The organism is Enterobacter sp. RHBSTW-01064 (assembly GCF_014103035.1).
Taxonomy (GTDB): domain Bacteria; phylum Pseudomonadota; class Gammaproteobacteria; order Enterobacterales; family Enterobacteriaceae; genus Enterobacter; species Enterobacter mori.
This window is the reverse complement of record NZ_JABXOU010000009.1, coordinates 1-20,084: the sequence shown is the minus strand read 5'-3', so window position 1 is coordinate 20,084 and position 20,084 is coordinate 1. Positions and strand designations below refer to the sequence as shown.

At 54.2% G+C, this 20,084-nt stretch carries 21 protein-coding genes and 1 pseudogene; 20 read left to right on the top strand and 2 right to left on the bottom strand.

All coding sequences use genetic code 11. The features are described 5' to 3' along the window. Positions 1-25: 25 nt before the first annotated feature. The 16 genes from HV355_RS21355 to HV355_RS21280 all read left to right on the top strand — a co-directional run bounded on the left by HV355_RS21355 (position 26) and on the right by HV355_RS21280 (position 14,352). Complete coding sequence (locus HV355_RS21355) at positions 26-1,321, top strand: phage major capsid protein (protein WP_058648156.1); 1,296 nt, start codon at positions 26-28, stop codon at positions 1,319-1,321. Between the two features lie 59 nt (positions 1,322-1,380). Next, the gene (locus HV355_RS24300; protein ID WP_234449852.1) at positions 1,381-1,824 is read left to right on the top strand and encodes a hypothetical protein; all 444 of its coding nucleotides are present in this window, start codon (positions 1,381-1,383) and stop codon (positions 1,822-1,824) included. Beyond that, positions 1,805-2,128 carry a head-tail connector protein gene (locus tag HV355_RS21345; protein WP_042863344.1) on the top strand — a complete coding sequence of 108 codons (324 nt, stop codon included), beginning with the start codon at positions 1,805-1,807 and terminating at the stop codon, positions 2,126-2,128. The genes HV355_RS24300 and HV355_RS21345 overlap by 20 nt, the downstream gene beginning before the upstream one ends. Beyond that, on the top strand, positions 2,125-2,466 hold the full coding sequence (locus HV355_RS21340; RefSeq protein WP_182403359.1) for a head-tail adaptor protein: 342 nt from the start codon (positions 2,125-2,127) through the stop codon (positions 2,464-2,466). The genes HV355_RS21345 and HV355_RS21340 overlap by 4 nt, the downstream gene beginning before the upstream one ends. Then, entirely contained in the window at positions 2,447-2,827 is a 381-nt protein-coding gene (locus HV355_RS21335; RefSeq protein ID WP_058609092.1) for a hypothetical protein, read from the top strand. Before HV355_RS21340 ends, HV355_RS21335 begins: the two co-directional genes overlap by 20 nt. An 11-nt stretch (positions 2,828-2,838) precedes the next feature. Further along, positions 2,839-3,243, top strand: a complete 405-nt coding sequence (locus tag HV355_RS21330) for an HK97-gp10 family putative phage morphogenesis protein (RefSeq protein WP_029485141.1) — start codon at positions 2,839-2,841, stop codon at positions 3,241-3,243. Positions 3,244-3,260: 17 nt separating this feature from the next. Next, positions 3,261-3,734, top strand: a complete 474-nt coding sequence (locus HV355_RS21325; RefSeq protein WP_058609091.1) for a hypothetical protein — start codon at positions 3,261-3,263, stop codon at positions 3,732-3,734. A 58-nt stretch (positions 3,735-3,792) separates the two neighbouring features. After that, positions 3,793-4,137 (top strand): hypothetical protein, encoded by a 345-nt coding sequence (locus HV355_RS21320; RefSeq protein WP_010433126.1) that lies wholly within the window; start codon positions 3,793-3,795, stop codon positions 4,135-4,137. A gap of 228 nt (positions 4,138-4,365) precedes the next feature. Next, positions 4,366-7,338: a phage tail tape measure C-terminal domain-containing protein gene (locus tag HV355_RS21315; RefSeq protein WP_182403358.1), complete on the top strand. Its 2,973-nt coding sequence runs from the start codon at positions 4,366-4,368 to the stop codon at positions 7,336-7,338. After that, positions 7,338-7,694: a phage tail protein gene (locus HV355_RS21310; protein ID WP_182403356.1), complete on the top strand. Its 357-nt coding sequence runs from the start codon at positions 7,338-7,340 to the stop codon at positions 7,692-7,694. Before HV355_RS21315 ends, HV355_RS21310 begins: the two co-directional genes overlap by 1 nt. Positions 7,695-7,776: 82 nt before the next feature. Further along, positions 7,777-8,526 (top strand): phage minor tail protein L, encoded by a 750-nt coding sequence (locus tag HV355_RS21305; RefSeq protein WP_171863582.1) that lies wholly within the window; start codon positions 7,777-7,779, stop codon positions 8,524-8,526. A 2-nt stretch (positions 8,527-8,528) separates the two neighbouring features. After that, positions 8,529-9,245, top strand: a complete 717-nt coding sequence (locus HV355_RS21300) for a C40 family peptidase (protein WP_171863581.1) — start codon at positions 8,529-8,531, stop codon at positions 9,243-9,245. Further along, positions 9,226-9,828 carry a tail assembly protein gene (locus HV355_RS21295; protein ID WP_126313438.1) on the top strand — a complete coding sequence of 201 codons (603 nt, stop codon included), beginning with the start codon at positions 9,226-9,228 and terminating at the stop codon, positions 9,826-9,828. Before HV355_RS21300 ends, HV355_RS21295 begins: the two co-directional genes overlap by 20 nt. 65 nt (positions 9,829-9,893) lie before the next feature. After that, on the top strand, positions 9,894-13,418 hold the full coding sequence (locus HV355_RS21290; RefSeq protein ID WP_182403354.1) for a phage tail protein: 3,525 nt from the start codon (positions 9,894-9,896) through the stop codon (positions 13,416-13,418). After that, positions 13,412-13,714: a hypothetical protein gene (locus tag HV355_RS21285; RefSeq protein WP_044865545.1), complete on the top strand. Its 303-nt coding sequence runs from the start codon at positions 13,412-13,414 to the stop codon at positions 13,712-13,714. The genes HV355_RS21290 and HV355_RS21285 overlap by 7 nt, the downstream gene beginning before the upstream one ends. Then, positions 13,711-14,352: a hypothetical protein gene (locus HV355_RS21280; protein WP_182403352.1), complete on the top strand. Its 642-nt coding sequence runs from the start codon at positions 13,711-13,713 to the stop codon at positions 14,350-14,352. Before HV355_RS21285 ends, HV355_RS21280 begins: the two co-directional genes overlap by 4 nt. On the opposite strand, the gene HV355_RS21275 is transcribed toward HV355_RS21280, so the two are convergent. Then, positions 14,317-14,679: a hypothetical protein gene (locus tag HV355_RS21275; RefSeq protein WP_156118172.1), complete on the bottom strand. Its 363-nt coding sequence runs from the start codon at positions 14,677-14,679 to the stop codon at positions 14,317-14,319. The genes HV355_RS21280 and HV355_RS21275 overlap by 36 nt on opposite strands. Positions 14,680-14,805: 126 nt before the next feature. Here HV355_RS21275 and HV355_RS21270 point away from each other — a divergent pair, with 126 nt between their 5' ends. Both HV355_RS21270 and HV355_RS21265 read left to right on the top strand, forming a co-directional pair. After that, positions 14,806-16,071: a phage tail protein gene (locus HV355_RS21270; protein WP_182403350.1), complete on the top strand. Its 1,266-nt coding sequence runs from the start codon at positions 14,806-14,808 to the stop codon at positions 16,069-16,071. 8 nt (positions 16,072-16,079) lie between these two features. Then, positions 16,080-16,913 carry a tail fiber domain-containing protein gene (locus tag HV355_RS21265; protein WP_182403348.1) on the top strand — a complete coding sequence of 278 codons (834 nt, stop codon included), beginning with the start codon at positions 16,080-16,082 and terminating at the stop codon, positions 16,911-16,913. Position 16,914: 1 nt separating this feature from the next. Here the strand turns inward: HV355_RS21265 and HV355_RS21260 are convergent, their stop codons facing one another. Then, positions 16,915-17,484 (bottom strand): tail fiber domain-containing protein, encoded by a 570-nt coding sequence (locus HV355_RS21260; protein WP_182403346.1) that lies wholly within the window; start codon positions 17,482-17,484, stop codon positions 16,915-16,917. Between the two features lie 130 nt (positions 17,485-17,614). Here HV355_RS21260 and HV355_RS21255 point away from each other — a divergent pair. Both HV355_RS21255 and HV355_RS21250 read left to right on the top strand, forming a co-directional pair. After that, positions 17,615-18,171: pseudogene (locus HV355_RS21255) on the top strand (recombinase family protein). A 192-nt stretch (positions 18,172-18,363) separates the two neighbouring features. After that, on the top strand, positions 18,364-20,084 hold a 1,721-nt coding region (locus HV355_RS21250; RefSeq protein ID WP_182403344.1), incomplete at its 3' end, for a BCCT family transporter.

Below are 20,084 nucleotides of genomic sequence, written 5' to 3'. Positions count from 1 at the left end.
TTTATGCGTAAAAGAGAGAAAAACGATGAACAAAATCGAAGAACTGCGTCGCCAGCGTGCGGGTATTAACACTCAGGTTCAGGCCCTGGCACAGATTGAAATGAACGGCGGCACGCTGAGCGCGGAGCAGCTGGAGCAATTCACTGACCTGCAGGCTCAGTTTGATGAGCTTTCGGCGTCCATTGAGCGTCTGGAAGCGGCAGAACGCCTCGCTGCCACCACGGCAATTCCGGTGAAGGCTGCGCAAAACGGTCGTAACGCACCGGCGGTGCAGGTGAAAGCCGAACCGGCTCAGTACAAAGGCGCTGGCATGACCCGCATGGTGATGGCCATCGCGGCGGGTAAGGGCGATCTGCAGCAGGCCGCTTCGTTCGCTGCGGAAGACCTGAACGATCAGGGGCTGTCGATGGCTATCACGACCGCAGCCAATTCAGGCGGCGCGCTCGTTCCGCAGAACATGCAGAACGAGGTGATTGAGCTCCTGCGCGACCGCACCATCGTGCGTAAGCTCGGGGCGCGAAGCATCCCGCTGCCGAACGGTAACCTGGCGATCCCGCGACTGGCCAGCGGCTCAACGGCAAGCTATGTCGGTGAAGGCAAGGATGTGAAGGCGAGCGGTGCGACCTTTGATGACGTCAAACTGAACGCCAAAACGCTGATCACCATGGTGCCGCTTTCCAACCAGCTGATTGGTCGCGCCGGATTCAACGTCGAGCAGCTGGTGCTGGGCGATATCATCAGCGGCATCTCCACCCGCGAAGATAAGGCGTTTCTCCGTGACGACGGCACCAACGACACCCCGAAAGGGATGAAAGCGGTGGCCACAGCGGGTAGCCGCACGCTCCCATGGGTGGCGGACGAAGAAGTGAACCTGCAGACCATCGATACCTACCTTGATGCGCTGATCCTCATGGCGATGGACGGTAACAGCAACATGTTGAAGTGCGGCTGGGGTATGTCCAACCGCACCTACATGAAGCTGTTCGGCCTGCGCGACGGGAACGGCAACAAGGTGTATCCGGAAATGGCAGTGGGTAACCTGAAAGGCTATCCGATTGAGCGCACCTCGGCTATTCCGGCGAACCTGGGCACGGGCGGCAAGGAGTCTGAGATTTACTTTGCTGACTTCAACGATGTCCTGATTGGCGAAGACGGCGCAATGGTGGTCGATTTCTCCCGCGAGGCGACCTACATCGATGCAGACGGGAACACCGTTTCCGCGTTCGCGCGTAACCAGTCCCTGATCCGCGTCATCATGGAGCACGATATCGGCTTCCGCCATATTGAAGGCCTGGCGCTGGGTACCGGCGTTACCTGGTAATATTCCGACAATCGTGATTAACAGCCCGCCCCGTGCGGGCTTTTTTACAGGTGAACATCATGGCTCCTAAAATCAAAAACACTCAGAAAGACGATACCGCCACCGACACCAACGCTGAGCCTGCAGTAACGACCGCAGCGGCGGCTGATACTTCGGCACCGGCACCAGACGTTAACACCGGTTCTGCAGGCGATGCCGGTGATGGTACCGAACCCGGTCCGGACGGCGACGATACGGAATCAGGTGATGATGCGAAACAGGACGAAACCCCAGAGGAACGTATGTCAAAACTGACTGGAAAAGTCGCTTCGGTACAAAACGGGCGCGTCGCGGTGACGTTCCTTGGTCCGTTCAGCCGCTACAGCCGTGGCGATGTGGCCTGCTTTGACAGCGCCGTCGCTCAGGACATGGTGGACCGAAATATCGCCGTCTGGGCAAAAGATGCAGAACGCGCCCTTCAACCGAATAAGGACGATGACGCGCATGATACTGACATTGGCTGAAGCCAAAACCCAGCTGCGCCTCGAGCTGGATTTTGATGAGCACGACAGCCTGCTGACCAGCCTGATTGACGCGGCTCAGCGCAGCATCGAGCGCAGCTACTACTGCAGGCTGGTAGAGAACCAGGCGCAGCTTGACGCACTGCCTGACGGTGAGACGGGTTACATCATTGATGAAGATATCAAGCTGGCCGCGAAGATGATGGTCTCGCAGTGGTATCTGAATCCCACCGGCACGGCAGAAGGTTCGCCGTCCGATTTGGGCGTTGAGTACCTGCTGTTCCCGCTAATGGAGCATACCGTATGAGTGCCCCCCTGCGCCCCGGCGAGCTGAACTGCCGGATAACACTTAGCTATATGGAAACAGAACGCGGGGAGCTCGGCGAGACGCTTCCGGCCCGTGAGGTGAGCGCCGGAAAGGCCTGGTCCATAAAGGAGCTGGTCTCCGGGCGGAAGGTCCGGACGCTGGACCAGCAGCAGGTCGTCGAAACGTGCCTCTTCACGCTGTACCCGCGCAAGGTTGACGTGGACTGGAAGGTATCGACAGCGGACCGGGTATATACCGTTCGCAACGTCGAGCGCCTGACGGATCGGATAATCATCACCGGAGAGGCGGATTCACGCCATGATCGAGTCAGCAATTAAAACCGCCGTCGAGCGGATTACCGGGCTGGATACGTACCCGCTGCTGCTTCCGGATACGGTGCAGGAAGGCGCGACGTTCCAGCGTATTTCCGACCCGCAGGTCGGTGACGGACTGAGGCGGACCGGGCTGTCCGAGGTCCGGATACAGATTTCGCTTTATGTTGTCGACAGGTACACGTCGCTGCTTCAGTTCGACGGTGCGCTCTGGGCTGAATGGAAGGAAATTGTTCATGGCCAGCTGGAAGGTCAGCCCGTCCAGTACGTTGAGCGCGGAGGCATACAGCAGGGGAAAACCACGTTTCCCAACAACCGCATCCAGTACCGGCTGGTTCGCGACTTCATCTTCACCGTTCCGGAGTAAATGCCATGCAGATGGACATTAAATTCCCCACCGGGAAGGAGTTTGATCGGCTGCTGGAAAGCATCGACAAAAAAGTGGGGGTGAAACTCCTGCGCGATGCCGGACGCGCCGCGCTTGCTGTTGTCGAGCAGGACATGCGGCAGCACGCCGGTTTTGATGAGGAAAGCATCGGGCCGCACATGCGCGACTCCATCAAAATTCGCAGCACCAACGTGGCAGAGACCTCGCGCTATAACACCATCGTTACGCTGCGCGTCGGTCCCAGCAAAATTCACCACATGAAAGCGCTGGCGCAGGAGTTCGGTACCGTCAAACAGGTTGCCGCCCCCTTCATTCGTCCGGCGATGGACTACAACGTTCAAAAAATCCTTAAAGTGCTGGCCGCAGAAATCCGGCTGGGGCTCGAAGGGCGTTAGCAATCAGGAGAGAGTAAATGGCAGATCAAGAAATCAAATCGCCGTCAGAGTACGCGGTGCTCCCTGCGGGTACCGAGGTTCGCTACGGTCAGAAAGGCGCGACCATTGCTACCGCCGCGCTTCTGCAGAGCGCGATGGGGATTGGTGCCACGGGGAAAAAAGGCACCTTCCTCGAAGTGACGCGCCTCATCGACACAGAGCCGAAATACATGGCCGACATGGGCGAGGGCGAGGATAAAACGCTCGTCTTCATTGACGATCCTTCCGATACCGTGCAGGAAGCGCTGCTGAGTGACGCCGATGCGAAAAAAACGGTGGTCTTCTTCATGAAGTTCCCCAACAAGCGCATTTCAGAAGTCGAACTGGTGCTGGCTGGCTGGAGCCTGCAGGCCGTTGACACGCCGAAAGGCAAAGTGCTGCAGGTTGAGGTCTACGGCAAGCAGAACAGCGTTAAATGGTCCGTTGAGCAGCCAGCCGGTGGCGGCGAGTAACCTTCTATTTCCCCGCGCCGGTCGCGGGGCTTTTTACTGATGAAACAGGATAAAAAACATGAACTACAAATCCCTTATCAACCCACTGAATACCACCGTTGAAAAAACGCTCCTCGGCCAGAAGGTGTATCTTCGCCGCCTGACCAGCGCCGAGCTGGATGACTATAACGACAAAGTTGAAGCCGGACGCCAGGCCAGGCTTCCGTCGCGAGAGTTGTCCGCGATGGGGGTCAACCTGTTTCTGGCGGCGCTGGTCAATGAAGACGGCAGCAAGCCAAAAGCCAGCGAACTGCCCACTGCAGACCAGCTGATGGCCGCCCACGCGAACGCCGATCTTCTCGACGCGGTCACACTCGTTCAGCGCCATTCTTACGGCACGCTGGAGGAAGCCACAAAAAACTAACCGACTCGTCCCATCTCAGGCTGCTGTTCATCCTGGCAGACCGATGGGACGAGCCGGACCCCCGCAAAATAGCCGAACTTCCGGCGAATATACTGACCCACTGGCAGGCCTATTTCGAACTCCTGAGAACGGAGGCCGAAACGTCAGCGCCGGTGCATTCTCCTCCGGTGACTGCTGCGCAATCTGAAAGCGACCAGCAGTTCGCTGACTGCTTCAGGATATTAGGACATGGCTGCTGACGTTGCGTCGTTGGCTGTCGCGCTGCATCTCAACTCCGCCAGCTTTAAATCACAGTTTGCTGATGCTATGCGAACGGCGGACAGCAGCGCCCAGCAATTTAACAGGAAAGTCCAGACGGACAATCAGAAAACCCGGCAGTCGTTTGAAGGGCTGGGCAAGGGGATTACCGGGCTGGACGCCGACTTTAACAAGCTTGGCAAAACGGTCGACAAACGGCTGACCGGGCTGGATGAAATGCGCGGTCTGCTGGCCAACATTTCAGCTGGCAGCACGGTTGCCGGAAGTTCTATCACCACGGCGCTGGTTTCGGCCCTCAGCGAGGGTATGAGCACCGCGCTGGATAACAGTATTACGGGCCTGAAATCACAGCGACAGGCCCAGATTGAGTTTACCCAGGCGCAGATAAGCGCCGCGCAGGGCTCGATAGAGAACGCCAGGCAGCTGCGTGCTGAAGCTATCGAGAAGCAGAACATCGCGGTTAAGACCATTGAAGCCGCCCGTGCCGACCGAGAGCGCGCCTTTGCGCTCGATGAGCATTTTGCCAAACAGGCAGAGGTGAACAAGCAGTACGGGCTGGCCGTCAGCTATGAGGCCGAGCACGTTAAAAACGCCAGAACCATTCAGGAGGCGAATCTTGCTGAAGCGAAGGCGAAGGGGAGTCTTGCAGAAGCGACGAAAACGGTGCTGGCAGCTGATATCGCCGAGTCTGCCGGTAAGCAGCAGCTGGCCACCTCAACGCGCCAGCTCGCCGTGGCCAGCCAGGAGTTATCTCTTGGCCAGCGAGCCGCTGCAGCCAGCGCGGGCCTGATGCGCGGCGCAATGGCGATGGTCGGCGGTCCTGTCGGGCTGGCCGTTATTGCCGTCGCCGGTGCGGTGACTGCGATTTACTCGGCCTACTCCAACAGCGAAGCGGTCATTAAGGGGTATACGCAGGCGTTACAGAAATCCGGACAGCAGTCCGTTATGTCGGTGATGTATCTGCAGAACCTGACCTCCAGCCTCGGTGATTCAGATCGCGCCGTAAAGGCGGTTACGGCATCCGTGTCGGCGGGTTTCGGCGGTAATATGCTGGAGCAGGTCGCCAGCCTCGGCACGCGAATGGAGGAAATCGGGCAGAGCTCCGACGATCTCGTGTCGCTGCTGTCGAGCCTGAAAGGCGATCCGCTGCAGGCGCTTCAAAAGCTGACCGACCAGGGAATTTTGCTCAACGGCAGCATGATAGACCAGATAGTCACGCTCGAGCGCCAGGGGAAAACCTCTGAAGCAACGGCGCTGCTGCAGCAGGCGGCGATGAATGACCTTGATACCAAACTCAAGGAGCAGGAATCGAACGTAGGTGGGCTGAAAAGCGCGTGGAAATCGCTGAAAGATTTTGTCGCAGATGCGTTCAAAACGATGGGAGACGCGCACATCGCCACCGCGCAAGCGATGGCTGCCGGTGCAGGTGTTGATCTCGATACCACTCCTGACCCGGCAATAAAGCAGCGTGAAAAGGCGGAAAAGCAATATCAGGCGCAGAAAAAGCAGCGTGAAGAAATTTCGAAGCGTCTGAAAGACGAAAACACGCTTTCAGGGCTGCTAAAAGCCGGGACATCGCGTGAAAAAGAGCGGGCCGATGCCGTTGCGCTTGTTAATGCCAATTTCACCAAAGGAACGGCTGAATACACGCAGGCAATGCGCGGCATCGACAAAATGTATGCTGAGCAGAAAAAATCCCGCGAGAAGGCGTACAGCGACGATGCTGCGACCACGCGGCTGAATCAGCTTCGCCAGGAAGAGGCCGCGCTGCGGTCCCAGAACGAACAGACCGAGACGCTGACGCAGTCGGAAAAGAAACTGGCGCAGTTCAACCAGGAAATCGCTGACCTCAAGGAGAAGCGTATCCTGACCGCTGGCCAGCGCAGCATTCTGGCGCAGGAAACGGAGCTGCGTCACCAGCTGGAAATTAACGCCAGCCTGGATAAAGCCAACCAGCAGCGCAAACTCGGCCTTCAGATTCAGGAGCAGAACCAGGAGCTTTACCGCTCAACGCTGCAGCTGCAGCAGGAATATGCGAACAGTGTCGCCCAGATGACCATGAGCTCCGATGCATATAACCAGATGGTTGCCGAGCAGCAGGTCCGGGAGCGCTTTGCAAAGCTGCGGGAAGAGCAGGATAAAACGATTGCCGATCACAGTTCCGAACTGTACCGGAAACAAACTGAGGTGCTGAGGGACGAAGAGCAGAAACAGTTAGAGATTGTCCGTAGCGGCGCAGAGCGGAAAAAGCAGGTAGAAGGGTCATCGTTTGACGGGATGAAAAAAGGGCTGACGGACTGGCGAGTTAACGCTGAAAACCAGTTCACCCAGGTTCGTGACATTGCCATAAACGCGATGGATGGCATAGGTACTGCCCTCTGGAATGTTGCGTTGAAGGGAAAGGGAGAGTTCAAATCGCTGGCCGTATCCGTTATCGACGATATTGGCAAGATGATCACGAAGATGCTGATGCTGAACGCTATCAAATCCGGTGCTTCAGCGCTGGGTGTGAGCAGCTGGTTCGGTTGGGCTGACGGGGGTTATACCGGCGACGGCGGCAAGCATGACGTCGCCGGTGTGGTACACCGTGGCGAATGGGTGGTTCCGCAATCTGTGGTCAAGAAGCCTGGCATGCTCAGTTTCCTGAATCAGCTTACTTACGGCAACGGCTACGCCGAAGGTGGGCTGGTCGGTGGTGGCGTGGCAAAACCATCCGGAGATTCGTATTCGCAGCCCTCTGCTGGCCAGGGCAACGTCCATTTTTCTTTAACTATTCCGCTGCAGGTCATTCAGCAGGGCGGCGCGGGTCAGGAACCTTCCTCAAAAAGTCAGGAGCTTCTGACCAGCGAGACCAAAGCCCGACTCAAGCAGTTTGTTATTGAAACGCTTGATCGCGAACTGGCCAACGGAGGCATGATTGACACCAAAATGAGGACGGCCTGATGGCATTGCAGACGTTTACCTGGTCTCCGCGTAATGGCCCCGCGGGAGACTTTAAGTACCGAACCAGCAGCGTACAATACGGCGATGGCTATGAGGCGGTAACCGGAGAGGGTATTAACCCGGAGACGCAGTTATGGCCATTAACGTTCACCGGTATGAATGAGGATATGAAGCCGGTGCTGAAGTTTTTGCGCGAGCATGGCGAAGTCAAAGCATTCAAATGGACCAACCCGTTGGGTGAACTTGGTCTCTACCGCGCATCGCAACTGAAGGTCACGGCTCTTGATTTTGCACGAATGACAATTACAGTCACATTTGCGACGGCATATCGGGCCGAGCCAATAGTGCAAAGCTAACCAATTAATTATTCATCCATTCATATTAAACCCCGGATTACGGGGTTTTTTATTGGTGTAGTGTCCTGTACGTGAGGAAGCTATGAGCATTACTGCTGACGATCAAAAACTCGAGCCCGGCAATCAGATCACCCTGTTCGAAGTTGACGGCACCGCCTTCGGTGCCGATGTTCTCTATTTCCACAACCACGCAGTAGCGTACACAGAAGAAGAAGTCCTTGCTGCCGGTGATGATGAATCGAAGCTAACGGGTAAGCCGATTTACTGGCAGGGCATCAGATACGATCTCTGGCCATGCCAGATTGAGGATATTGAAGCCAACGGTGACGGAACGCCGGTGTCGCCAAAATTATCCGTTGGTAATCTGGACGGTTCGATCTCCGCGCTGTGCCACCTTTTTCAGGATATGAAGCAGGCAAAGGTCACCATCCACCGAACGTATGCACATTACCTCGATGCCAGTAATTTCCCAGACGGGAACTCACAAGCCGATCCGACTGCCGAGCAGCTGGAGGTGTTTTACATCGACAGCAAAACGGCAGATAACGAAACGGACGTCCAGTTCAAGCTGAGCTCGCCTGTTGACGTGACCGGACAGAAGGTTCCGGCCAGACAAATGACCAGCCGGTGCGCCTGGTGCCTGCAGGGCCAGTATCGGGGTGCGGACTGTGGTTACACCGGCACGAAGTATTTCGACAAGTTCGGCAACCCGGTTGATAACCCTGCAGATGACGTCTGCTCCGGAACGGTCGCAGGTTGCAAGCTGCGCTGGGGTGAAGATGAGCAACTGCCGTTTGGCGGCTTTCCGGCGATTGCGATCACGAGGATTTAATCATGCTGAGCCAGCGACTTATTAGCGCCATTGAAAAACACGCTGCTGCAGCCTATCCCCATGAATGCTGTGGCCTGATTATTCGCGCCACGCGCCAGCGCAGGTACATCCCCTGCAGTAATTCACACGAAAATCCCTCTGAGCACTTCATGATATCTGCGCAGGCCTGGGCCGATGCGGAGGATATGGGGGAGGTGCTGGCCATCGTTCATTCACATCCGGATGCGGGGCCGCACGCTTCCTCCGACGACCTGAAGTCGTGCCATGACTCCGGATTGCCCTGGGTGATCATGTCGTGGCCAGGCGGTGAGTACACGGTGACCACACCGGCAGATACACCGCCGATTCTCAAGCGGCCCTTTATACACGGCAGCTGGGATTGCTACGGGCTCATCCGGGACTGGTATCAGCAGGAGCGGGGCATCGAATTGACTGATTTTCACCGTGACGACAACTGGTGGACGCGCGGCGAAAACCTTTACGTAAAACACTATGCCGAAGCGGGATTTTATTCTCACGCCGACCAGCTGCAGGTAGGGGATGTGATCCTGATGCAGTACAAGGCAGAAGTAATCAACCATGCAGGCATCTATCTGGGCGACGGGAAAATGCTGCACCACATGTACGGCAAACTGAGCGAAGTCGTTCCCTACGGCGGCATGTGGCGCGAGAGAACAATATTGACACTGAGGTACCAGAATGGCGATGAACACAGTTGAGAAAATCGTGCTTGTGCGGCTCTATGGCAAGCTCGGCACTTTATTTGGACGTGAGCACCGCCTTTCCGTTTCTTCGGTGCGGGAGGCTATCAGGGCGCTTTGTATCATGCTCCCCGGCTTTGAGCGCTGGCTCGATACGAGTGAAGGACGCGGCGTGACCTACAGCGTGTTTAACGGCTCCCGCAACGTGCCTGCAGAAGAGCTGCGCCTGAACGGTGTGCATGACGTTATCAGGATTGCGCCGGTCATTATCGGCAGTAAAAAGGCAGGGGTGTTCCAGACCATATTCGGTGCGGTGCTTGTAGCGGTGGGTTTTGCACTGAGCTTTACGCCAGCTGCAGTGGCCTCGCCGTTCCTCTACAAAATGGGGGCGGCAATGGCGCTTGGGGGCGTTGTCCAGATGCTCACGCCCAGCGGCACACAGGGCATGACGATGGACTCCGGAGACACCCGGAAAAGCTATTCGTTTGGCTCCCCAATCAACCAGTCTGCAGCGGGAAATGGCGTCAATCTTCTCTTCGGTAAGCGTCTTGTTGCCGGTGTTCTTATCAGCGGCGGCATCTATGCAGAAGAACAGCAATAACGCTTATCTCGCGACATGTTTAATTTTCCCGCTCAGGCGGGATTTTTTTTGCCCGGAGTTTGCATATGGCAGTAATCAGGGGTTCGAAAGGGGGCGGTGGCGGCGGTGATAAAGGCGGCAATCGGGGGACCGAGATCGCCTCCGTAGCGTACATGAAAATTCTGCTGGCGCTGACCGAGGGGGAAGCTGCAGGAGACTTTACCGGTAAAGATATTTATCTCGATGGCACACCACTGCTTGATGATGCTGGCAATGAAAATTTTCCTGGCGTGACGTGGGAGTGGCGCAGCGGCACCGTGGATCAGGATTATATTGCTGGCTTCCCGGCAGTAGAGAATGAAATCAGCGTCGGAACGGAGCTGAAATACGGGACGCCGTGGGTTAAATCCATTAACAACACCCAGCTTTCTGCAGTGCGCCTGCGGCTTAAATTTCCGAACGGGGTTTATAAACTGCGTGACAGCGGCGGGAAGGATGGCTACCGGATAGCGTTCGCTATCGATATTTCAACCGATGGCGGTTCCTACGTTGAATACGGCACGGATGAGGCGGACGGCATTGCCGCAGCCGGGTATGAGCGGAGCTATCGAATTGACCTGCCGGCAGCGGCATCCGGCTGGCAAATCCGCGTCCGACGCCTGACGGAAAATACCACTGATGGTCGGCATGCGGATACTTCGCGCATTGAATCAATGACCGATATTGTCGATGCCAAGCTGCGCTATCCGCACACGTCGCTGCTGTTCATTCAGTTTGATTCGAAGCTGTTTGACGGCAGAACGCCAAACGTCACCGTGGAAATGAAGGGGATAATCGTCCGCGTACCGGCGAACTACGATCCTGTTACCCGTGCCTACAGCGGCACCTGGGATGGAACCTTTAAGTGGGCATGGACTAACAACCCCGCCTGGATTTTTTACGATCTGGTGCTGAACAAGCGATACGGTCTGGGAAAACGGATCACGGCTGATTTAGTTGATAAATGGACCCTGTACCAGATTGCACAGTACTGCGATGCGCAGGTTTCGGACGGAGCAGGCGGGAAAGAGGCGCGGTACCTCTGCGATTTGTACATTTCCCAGCGTACCGATGCATGGACCGTGCTGATGGATTTGGCGAACATCTTCCGGGGGATGATCAGCTGGTCCAACAATCTTCTGTCTGTTGACGCCGATATGCCCCGCGAGCTGGACCCCGACTTTGTGTTCAACAAGTCGAATATCGTGGGCGCGTTTAACTTCTCCAGCACATCGGAAAAGACGAACTACTCGTCAGCAATCGTCACCTACAGCAATCCGGCCAACGGCTATCAGGACGATCAGGCCAGCGCCTGGGTGCCGGAAGTCTCTAACCGGTTCGGCTTTAACACCATAGAGCTGTCCCGCATCGGGTGTACGCGGGAATCGGAAGCGCAGCGGCACGGGCTTTACGCTATTGAAACCAACCGCGATGACAATGGCGTGGAGTTTAAAACAGGGATGGAAGGGCGCATCCCGCGTATAGGCAAGGTGATCGGCATCAGTAACGCCCCGCTGTCCGGTCGTGAGAACGGCGGTCGCGTAGCCGCAGCTTCCGGAACGAAAGTCACGCTTGACCGTATTACCACTGCGAAAGCGGGGGACACGCTTATCGTTAACCTTCCCACCGGCAAATCCGAAGGCAGGAAGGTGAAAAGCGTCTCCGGACGCGCAGTGACCGTTGAGACAGCGTACAGCGTTACCCCAAATGCTGAATCAGCCTGGGTGCTTGACCAGCCTGATTTAGCCATTCAGCTGTTCCGCGTTAAGCGGCTTATGGTTAATTCGGATAACACGGTCACCATTAACGGTCTGCCTTACAATCCGAACAAGTTTCCGCGCGTTGATGACGGCGCGGTGATTGAAGACAGGCCCGTCAGCGTTGTGCCGCCACGCGGTCAGGGAATGCCGGAAAATATCACGCTCTCCAGTGTTTACCGCGTTGAACAGGGGATAGGTATCACCACGATGGTTGTTACGTGGGATACCGTCAAAAATGCCGTTGCCTATGAGGCGCAGTGGCGTCAGAACAACGGTGACTGGATTAACGTTCCGCGCACCGGCAACACGCGCTTTGAGGTTGATGGAATTTACTCCGGGCGCTACGTGGTCCGAATCCGCGCGGTTAACGCGCTCGATATCGCATCCCTCTGGGCAACGTCAGCAGAGACAGAGCTTACGGGTAAGGTCGGAAAACCGCCGATGCCCGTGAATCTCACTACACAGCCTTTGGTGTTTGGGATCGGCATTTCCTGGGGATTTCCATCCGGAGCGCAGGACACGCAGAAGACAGAAATGCACTACAGCGCCACGGCTAACGGTGATTCTCCGTTACTGCTGGCAGACGTGCCTTATCCCTCATCGTCCTACCAGCAAATGGGGCTGCTCGCCGGAAAATCGTTCTGGTACCGGGCAAGGCTCGTTGATCGCCTCGGCAATCAGAGCGACTGGACCGAGTGGGTATTTGGTCAGTCGAGCACGGACGTATCTGATATCACCGATTCCATTCTCAAGGAGATGGAGGAAACAGGTTTACTGAAGGATGTCGTTGAGAATGCCGTCGACAGAAATGAAAAAATTGCTGGCATGGTTGATGACATAAAACAGGCCAACGACGAACTGGAGCTGCAGGCGAAGAATATCGCCAAAAATGCCCAGGACGTAGGGAAGGTTCAGACTAGCGTTAATGAGCTTTCGAGCACGGTCGGTGAAGTGTCGTCTTCTCTCTCAGAGCTTGAGCAGACCGTTGCGACGGCTGATACCGCGCTGGGCCAGCGAATCGACAGCATCAGTGTGTCTATGGACGGCATGACGGGCGGGGTCAAGAACTCAGCCATTGCTATTATCCAGAACGGGCTGGCGCAGGTGGCCACACGCAAACGGTTATCCGCAACGGTCGCCGGTAACAGCGCTCAGCTGGACCGTATTGACGAGGTTGTCGTTAACGAGAAGGAAGCAACGGCGCGCTCGCTGCTGAGCCTGCAGACGGACGTTAACGGCAACAAAGCATCCATCAACGACCTGGATCAGACGTTCTCGGATTACCAGCAGGCTATGGCCACGCAGGTAAACAGCATCACGGCGACCGTTAATGGCCACACTTCTGCGATCACCACCAATGCGCAGGCCATTGCGAACGTCAACGGCGACCTGAAGGCGATGTACAGCATTAAGGTCGGGTTATCCAGCAACGGGCAGTATTACGCCGCGGGGATGGGGATCGGCGTTGAGAATACGCCATCCGGCATGCAGTCGCAGGTTATCTTCCTGGCTGATCGCTTCGCCGTCACCACGGCAGCCGGTAACAGTGTGGCTTTGCCGTTCGTGATCCAGAACGGGCAGACATTCATTCGGGCCAGTTTCATTCAGGACGGCACCATTGAGAATGCCAAAATCGGCAACTATATCCAGTCGAATAATTATGTGGCTGGATCTGCAGGCTGGAAGCTTGATAAGGGAGGGACGTTCGAAATCAACGGCGTGGCCGGGGGCGGGAGGATGCTGATAACCAGCACTCTCATTCGCATCTACGACAGCAACAATGTGCTGCGCGTCAGAATGGGGTTATGGTAATGCCACAGGGTTTGCAGTGCTGGGATAGTGCAGGGCGGGTTGCAGTTGATTTAAGCGATTATGCGATCCGGTATATCGGAAGCACCTCTGTAACTTTTGCTGCGGGGGAGACGTCGAAAAACGTTTCTTTCGGGGGAATAACACAGGACGGCTCATTTATTTCGATTGTGTCTACTGGCGCTACGGTCAATGAATACCACTGCCGCGCATATAACGGCGGTTTTACTGCTTATTATTTGCCGACAACCGGAAGCCCTGCGATAACACTCAATGTGGAGGTTTATAACTTTCAATGAGCGGATTCGAAGTTTATAACAGCGATGGTAAACTGCTGGTGGACTCACAAAACAGGTCCACCCTTTTTTATGACCAGCGGACACTCGGAGCTGTTGAGAGTAAGGGGTATTACCAGTTAGATAGCCCGTTTGGTAATGGCAGCACGCTGGGTTTTACACCGCAGCAATTCTGGAATGACGGCAGATTGCGATGGCTGAAGTTGGGCACAAACAGGTACGGTATGCCGGGTGCAGACCTGCTTGAAGATAATGCGGGGAGTATGATCCGGACTGCACGTAATATTGGAATGCAGAGCGGTTATCTTGACGTATTTGACAGCGGAGGGAGTCTCATATGGAGCGCAGCTTCCGCATCGAAAATGCCACGTGTTGTCGGGTTCTTCGATGTGCCGGCGAACTATGATCTGCAGAACAATACGCTTTCCGTGAGCCTGAGCTTTAACCCCTGGATTCTGGTAAATAACTGCCCTGGCAATCTCAGCGATGATGGAACCGTTACGGGCTATTCAGGGATAGTGCTCAAATGGACGGGCTCACAGCTGCAGGGGCGGTACATTTCAAAAAACCAGCGCAGCTGGAGCCAGACATTTCAGGGCAGGGGATTACGAATCCCCATTGCTCAGTTTGTCGGTATTTGACTCAGGGGGAACGCGAGGGTACTGAGTGGCAATCATATTTTGTCTCACCCCTTTCGCTGCGTTGAAGCGATAAACAACATCAAGTTTATCGGTTTTTTTATAGCAAATATTACTGAGCCGTTTATTTACATGTCGGCTAAATATTCCATTGCTACTGTCAGAAATAACCGTCATTTCCCGTGTTGCGCAGTCAATATTCACGTGAATATCACCGCCCAATGATAAACGGGCAGCTTCAACCGGATAGTCCATTCTGAATGCGTTGTCTGTGTGTTTACTGGAACATCCAGCCAGCAGCAAAAATACTGCAGCAAATAATCGTTTCATTTCTACATTCCTGTAAATGCGGGAATATCCATTTTATTAGAGTTTAAAAAATAGTCAGATTGATATGAGCGATCAATTTTACATGATTGATCGTTTCAAACGATCGTTATTATCGTGAGGTAGTTCATGCTTTATAACACTGGCACTATCGCTATTAACGGAAATACCGCAACCGGCACTGGCACAAACTGGACGGCACCGGCCAGCCAGGTACGCGCTGGCCAGACGATTATCGTCATGTCTAACCCGGTCCAGATGTTTCAGATTTCATCCGTGAACAGCGCCACGTCAATGACGGTTACGCCTGCTGCTTCCCCGGCGCTGAGCGGCCAGAAATACGGCATTCTGGTATCTGACAATATCTCGGTCGACGGTCTGGCGCAGGCCATGTCACAGCTCATTAAAGACTATGACGAGAATATCGGTGCGTGGGAGACGTTCGCCACCACATCGGCAAATCAGAGCATCACCGTAACCATCAACGGCACGCCAGTAACCATCCCCGGCATCGGTAAACTAGCCCAGAAAGGGAGCAACGGTGCGCTTGCAATCGCTGACGGCGGGACCGGGGCAACCACTGCAGAAGGCAGTCGCACAAACCTCGGTTTAGGAAGTAGTGCGACAAAGGACGTCGGAACGGCTGCCGGGAACATCATGCAAGTGGGCGCATTTGGGCTTGGAACTATCAACGGAGACGGCCCACTGTTGGACGCTATGGACGCATTTACACCGACCTGTTTCTCCTCCCATCAAAATGACGGACAGACCCAGCTCGGGTTAACTGCAAATACCGGTATTACGTCTATAGTCGTCAATCGGGGCAGCCGACCAACCCGTATTCATCAGGCCTACATTCTAAGGCGGACGTGGTTTTCGTATTACGGTGGCTCGTCCTGGTCATATCAGGAGGCGTACACCACGGGCAATACCACGAGGGCCAGCGATGGAACACTGAAAGCAGCATCGCCCGTGGTGAAAGTATTTTCGGATGGTGCATACCAAACCAATGATGAATCCGAAGGCATAAAGGTCATCCGTCTGGACGTCGGGCAGTATCTTATCGAAGGGTGTGAAGGGTTGAACTCTGACGCAGCCTGGGGCGGAATCGATGGCGGTTTTGACATTCCTGCAGACCGTAACAAGCAGCCGCTTATCTGGCTGGATTATGAGGTTAACGCTGACGGCTCGGTGCTGGTGAAAACCTTTCACCGCACGTATCCTGACGCGCCAGCGTTCGCCAGGAACGAACTGCTGGGTATCAACAATGGCGATCCGGTCGATATCCCCCATGACCAGTTTTTGTCCGTCCGTGTCGAGATGCCTGCCGATTCTTTGTACAACCAAAAACTCAGGGCCACAGAACTGGCAATGACTACGGATGAAGGTGAATAAAGGTCGGTTTGGGAAGTAGCGACACAGCTAACTTAGGAAGCCTCGAAATTGGAGCAAAGAAAGCTTCTTCTGCAAGCTTCATTGATTTTCATTTTCTTGGCACCAACGACTACGACGCACGCATTCTTTGCGGTGGGAATTCTGATGGAGGAATGGGGAAAGGCGATTTCACGTTTTATGCTGGAAAATACACTTTCATCGGAGACAGTTTCGAGTTTAGAAACCCTCTCACTTGCCAGAACAGTATAACGGCCTCAGGCAGCATTAACGCAGGCGGCTCACTGAGAGCGGTCACATCATCAAACGTATGGGCTTCCAGCGATACGCAGAACGCCCATGTGTGGTTTTACGGTGCCGGAGGGAATTCATCACGCGGGGTTATCTATGCTGGCAAGGATGGTTCAATGCGCCTAAGACCTGATAATAATGATAATGGTGGGGCAAATGGCTATAGCTTCACATTCGGAGCTGATGGCAGATTTACCTGCGTTAGTGTAAATCAGACTTCAGATGAACGAGTTAAATTTGACAAAGAGCCCGTCAGCAATGCTCTGAAGAAGATATGCTCACTGACGGGCTACACGTTCGGCATTCATCTCACAGAATCGGAGTCTATACGCAGCGCAGGTATCATAGCCCAGGAACTGGAGCGTGTTCTTCCTGTTGCGGTAAGTTCAGGCGGCACCGGCACAATGCAGAATGGAGAGGAGATTAACGATCTCAAAACCGTAGATTACAGTGCCATGAGCGCCCTGTATGTTGAGGCCATGAAGGAGCTGGCCAACCGGATAAAAAGCATTGAGAGTGAGCTTACCGAACTCAAGACCCGATCCGCGTTATAGCTTACTTAACTGAAACCTTAGTGACAGCCTGTTCTTCCAAAGCCCTGACACGGATTGTCAGGGCTTTGATCGCCGCCAGCGCATCGAGCACCAGAGGATTGAGGTCGAGCGTCATTTTCCCCGACGCCTCAGCCGAGTGAACATATTGCGGATCTATCTTTTCCAGCTCCTGAGCAATAACGCCGCGGCGAATGGCTTTCTCTTCATCAGCAAGGTAGTAGAAGGTCTTAAAATCCATTGCCTTGATGTTTGACAGCGATTCGTTTAGATCCAGATCCCCGGTCACTTTCTTAAAGTTAATATCCGATGTTCCCGCTGACTGAAATACCGTCCACGGAGCATCTGTTTTTGCAGTTTGAGGATTCGTGTTTAACAGAAAACGGCAATAGCCAGCTCCGCCAGTGGTAACCCACATTTGCGCTATGCGCTGAGTGTTATAAGAGCTTTGGTAGCCACAGCCATTGGCAGGAGCCCAACTGGTGTTACCGTCAGCATCACTGATAAACGATGAGTTTGCATCATTTGGCCTTGGAGTCTGGTATGTTCCAACTCCAAAAGCCCCCACTTGCATGATGTTCCCGGCAGCCGTTCCAACGTCCTTTGTCGCGCTACTTCCTAAACCGACGTTTTATAGATTGCCCTCTGGCAACCATGCCGATACCGTCACCTGATTTTTTTGCAAAAATAATTGGGTGAAAAATATGCAAATTGGCTATGTCAGGGTGTCAACAAATGACCAAAATACAGATCTTCAGCGACAGGCGCTCGAACGCGCAGGATGTGAGCATATTTTCGAAGAAAAAATGAGCGGAACAGTGGCAAACAGGCCAGCACTCAAAAAACTTCTCAAGGCACTGAATGAGGGGGACACGCTGGTGGTCTGGAAGCTGGATCGCCTCGGGCGAAGCATGCGAAATCTGGTGCTACTGGTTGACGAACTCCGTCTGCGGGGTATTCACTTCAAGAGCCTAACTGGCAGCATTGACACCTCAAGTCCGATGGGGCGTTTCATTTTTCATATTATGTCAGCTCTAGCAGAAATGGAGAGGGAGTTGATAGTGGAACGCACTCGGGCGGGTTTGGCGGTTGCGAGGGAAAAGGGGCGAATCGGCGGCAGGCGTCCGAAGTTAACTGCTGAACAAAGGCACAGGCCGGGCGGCTCATTTCAAATGGTGTTGAAAGAAAGCAGGTAGCAATAATTTATGACGTGGCAGTTTGCACGCTATATAAAAAATTTCCTGTATCTAAGCTGATTTAAGTCTTTCTACGTGCCTCAGTCTTACAATTATGATGAGAGAGTATTACAGCAGACCAAATCGGAGAAAGCATATGAGAATATAACCACAACATGACTTCTGATTATATGCCCCATTTACTGCTAGTTTTTGCTACTCTATGAGAGGCAATGCCTGTCATCTTAAGTGGATCTAAGTTAATGGAATGAATAATTATGAGTGAAAATGATACAATCCCAAAGCAGTCCAAAAGCCAGATTAACAAAGCGGTATTCTTTACATCTGCTTTGTTAATTTTCCTTCTTGTCGCCTTTGCCGCTGTATTCCCGGATATCGCCGACAAAAATTTTAAACTTCTACAGCAACAAATCTTCACGAATGCCAGCTGGTTCTACATCCTTGCGGTGGCCCTCATTTTACTGAGCGTCACCTTCCTGGGACTTTCGCGCTACGGTGATATCAAGCTGGGTCCAGACCATGCGCAACCTGATTTCAGCTATCACTCCTGGTTTGCGATGCTTTTCTCGGCAGGGATGGGGATCGGCCTGATGTTCTTTGGCGTTGCTGAACCGGTGATGCATTATCTTTCACCTCCCGTTGGCACCCCAGAGACAGTTGCGGCAGCGAAGGAAGCAATGCGCCTGACGTTCTTCCACTGGGGCCTGCATGCATGGGCAATCTATGCCATCGTGGCGTTGATCCTGGCCTTTTTCAGTTACCGTCACGGTCTGCCTTTAACGCTGCGTTCCGCACTCTATCCCATTATTGGCGATCGCATATATGGGCCTATAGGCCATGCGGTAGATATTTTCGCCGTTATCGGCACGGTCTTTGGCGTTGCGACATCGCTGGGGTACGGTGTTTTGCAGGTGAATGCTGGTTTGAACCATCTTTTCGGGGTGCCCATCAATGAAACGGTGCAGGTCATTCTGATCGTTGTCATCACGGGGTTAGCGACGATTTCGGTGGTGTCCGGCCTGGACAAGGGAATACGCATTCTTTCTGAGCTCAACCTGGGCCTGGCGGTGCTGCTGCTGGCGCTGGTCCTGTGTCTGGGACCAACCGTGCTTTTGCTGAAGTCATTTGTGGAAAATACGGGCGGTTATCTTTCGGAGCTGGTGAGTAAAACCTTCAACCTTTACGCATATGAACCTAAGTCGAGCAACTGGCTGGGGGGCTGGACATTATTGTACTGGGGATGGTGGCTTTCATGGTCGCCGTTTGTGGGGATGTTCATCGCAAGGGTCTCTCGCGGTCGAACCATTCGCGAGTTTGTTACCGGCGTGCTGTTTGTTCCCGCCGGCTTTACGCTCATGTGGATGACGGTGTTTGGTAACAGCGCAATCTATCTCATTATGAACCAGGGGGCGACTGACCTCGCCAATACCGTTCAGCAGGATGTTGCGCTGGCCCTGTTTAATTTCCTGGAGCATTTCCCGTTCTCCTCCGTGCTGTCATTCATTGCAATGGCGATGGTCATCGTCTTCTTTGTCACGTCTGCTGACTCCGGGGCAATGGTTGTGGATACTCTGGCATCAGGTGGAGTGGCAAACACACCCGTCTGGCAACGCATCTTCTGGGCGTCGCTCATGGGGATTGTTGCAATTGCACTTCTGATTGCGGGTGGGCTAAGCGCACTGCAAACGGTGACAATCGCGAGTGCATTACCCTTCTCAGTGATCTTACTGGTATCCATATACGGACTGTTAAAAGCCCTGAGACGGGATTTGACAAAGCGTGAAAGCCTGAGCATGGCAACTATAGCTCCGACGGCTGCACGTAACCCTATTCCCTGGCAGAGAAGGTTGCGTAATATTGCTTATCTGCCTAAGCGTTCTCTTGTGAAACGCTTTATGGATGAGGTTATCCAGCCCGCCATGACGTTGGTTCAGGAAGAACTCAACAAGCAGGGAACGATTAGCCACATCAATGACGC

Coding starts and splice junctions, on each gene's coding strand:
- HV355_RS21355 (WP_058648156.1), top strand. CDS start 26: ATGAACAAAATCGAAGAACTGCGTCGCCAGCGTGCGGGTATTAACACT.
- HV355_RS24300 (WP_234449852.1), top strand. CDS start 1,381: ATGGCTCCTAAAATCAAAAACACTCAGAAAGACGATACCGCCACCGAC.
- HV355_RS21345 (WP_042863344.1), top strand. CDS start 1,805: ATGATACTGACATTGGCTGAAGCCAAAACCCAGCTGCGCCTCGAGCTG.
- HV355_RS21340 (WP_182403359.1), top strand. CDS start 2,125: ATGAGTGCCCCCCTGCGCCCCGGCGAGCTGAACTGCCGGATAACACTT.
- HV355_RS21335 (WP_058609092.1), top strand. CDS start 2,447: ATGATCGAGTCAGCAATTAAAACCGCCGTCGAGCGGATTACCGGGCTG.
- HV355_RS21330 (WP_029485141.1), top strand. CDS start 2,839: ATGGACATTAAATTCCCCACCGGGAAGGAGTTTGATCGGCTGCTGGAA.
- HV355_RS21325 (WP_058609091.1), top strand. CDS start 3,261: ATGGCAGATCAAGAAATCAAATCGCCGTCAGAGTACGCGGTGCTCCCT.
- HV355_RS21320 (WP_010433126.1), top strand. CDS start 3,793: ATGAACTACAAATCCCTTATCAACCCACTGAATACCACCGTTGAAAAA.
- HV355_RS21315 (WP_182403358.1), top strand. CDS start 4,366: ATGGCTGCTGACGTTGCGTCGTTGGCTGTCGCGCTGCATCTCAACTCC.
- HV355_RS21310 (WP_182403356.1), top strand. CDS start 7,338: ATGGCATTGCAGACGTTTACCTGGTCTCCGCGTAATGGCCCCGCGGGA.
- HV355_RS21305 (WP_171863582.1), top strand. CDS start 7,777: ATGAGCATTACTGCTGACGATCAAAAACTCGAGCCCGGCAATCAGATC.
- HV355_RS21300 (WP_171863581.1), top strand. CDS start 8,529: ATGCTGAGCCAGCGACTTATTAGCGCCATTGAAAAACACGCTGCTGCA.
- HV355_RS21295 (WP_126313438.1), top strand. CDS start 9,226: ATGGCGATGAACACAGTTGAGAAAATCGTGCTTGTGCGGCTCTATGGC.
- HV355_RS21290 (WP_182403354.1), top strand. CDS start 9,894: ATGGCAGTAATCAGGGGTTCGAAAGGGGGCGGTGGCGGCGGTGATAAA.
- HV355_RS21285 (WP_044865545.1), top strand. CDS start 13,412: ATGGTAATGCCACAGGGTTTGCAGTGCTGGGATAGTGCAGGGCGGGTT.
- HV355_RS21280 (WP_182403352.1), top strand. CDS start 13,711: ATGAGCGGATTCGAAGTTTATAACAGCGATGGTAAACTGCTGGTGGAC.
- HV355_RS21275 (WP_156118172.1), bottom strand. CDS start 14,679: ATGAAACGATTATTTGCTGCAGTATTTTTGCTGCTGGCTGGATGTTCC.
- HV355_RS21270 (WP_182403350.1), top strand. CDS start 14,806: ATGCTTTATAACACTGGCACTATCGCTATTAACGGAAATACCGCAACC.
- HV355_RS21260 (WP_182403346.1), bottom strand. CDS start 17,484: ATGCAAGTGGGGGCTTTTGGAGTTGGAACATACCAGACTCCAAGGCCA.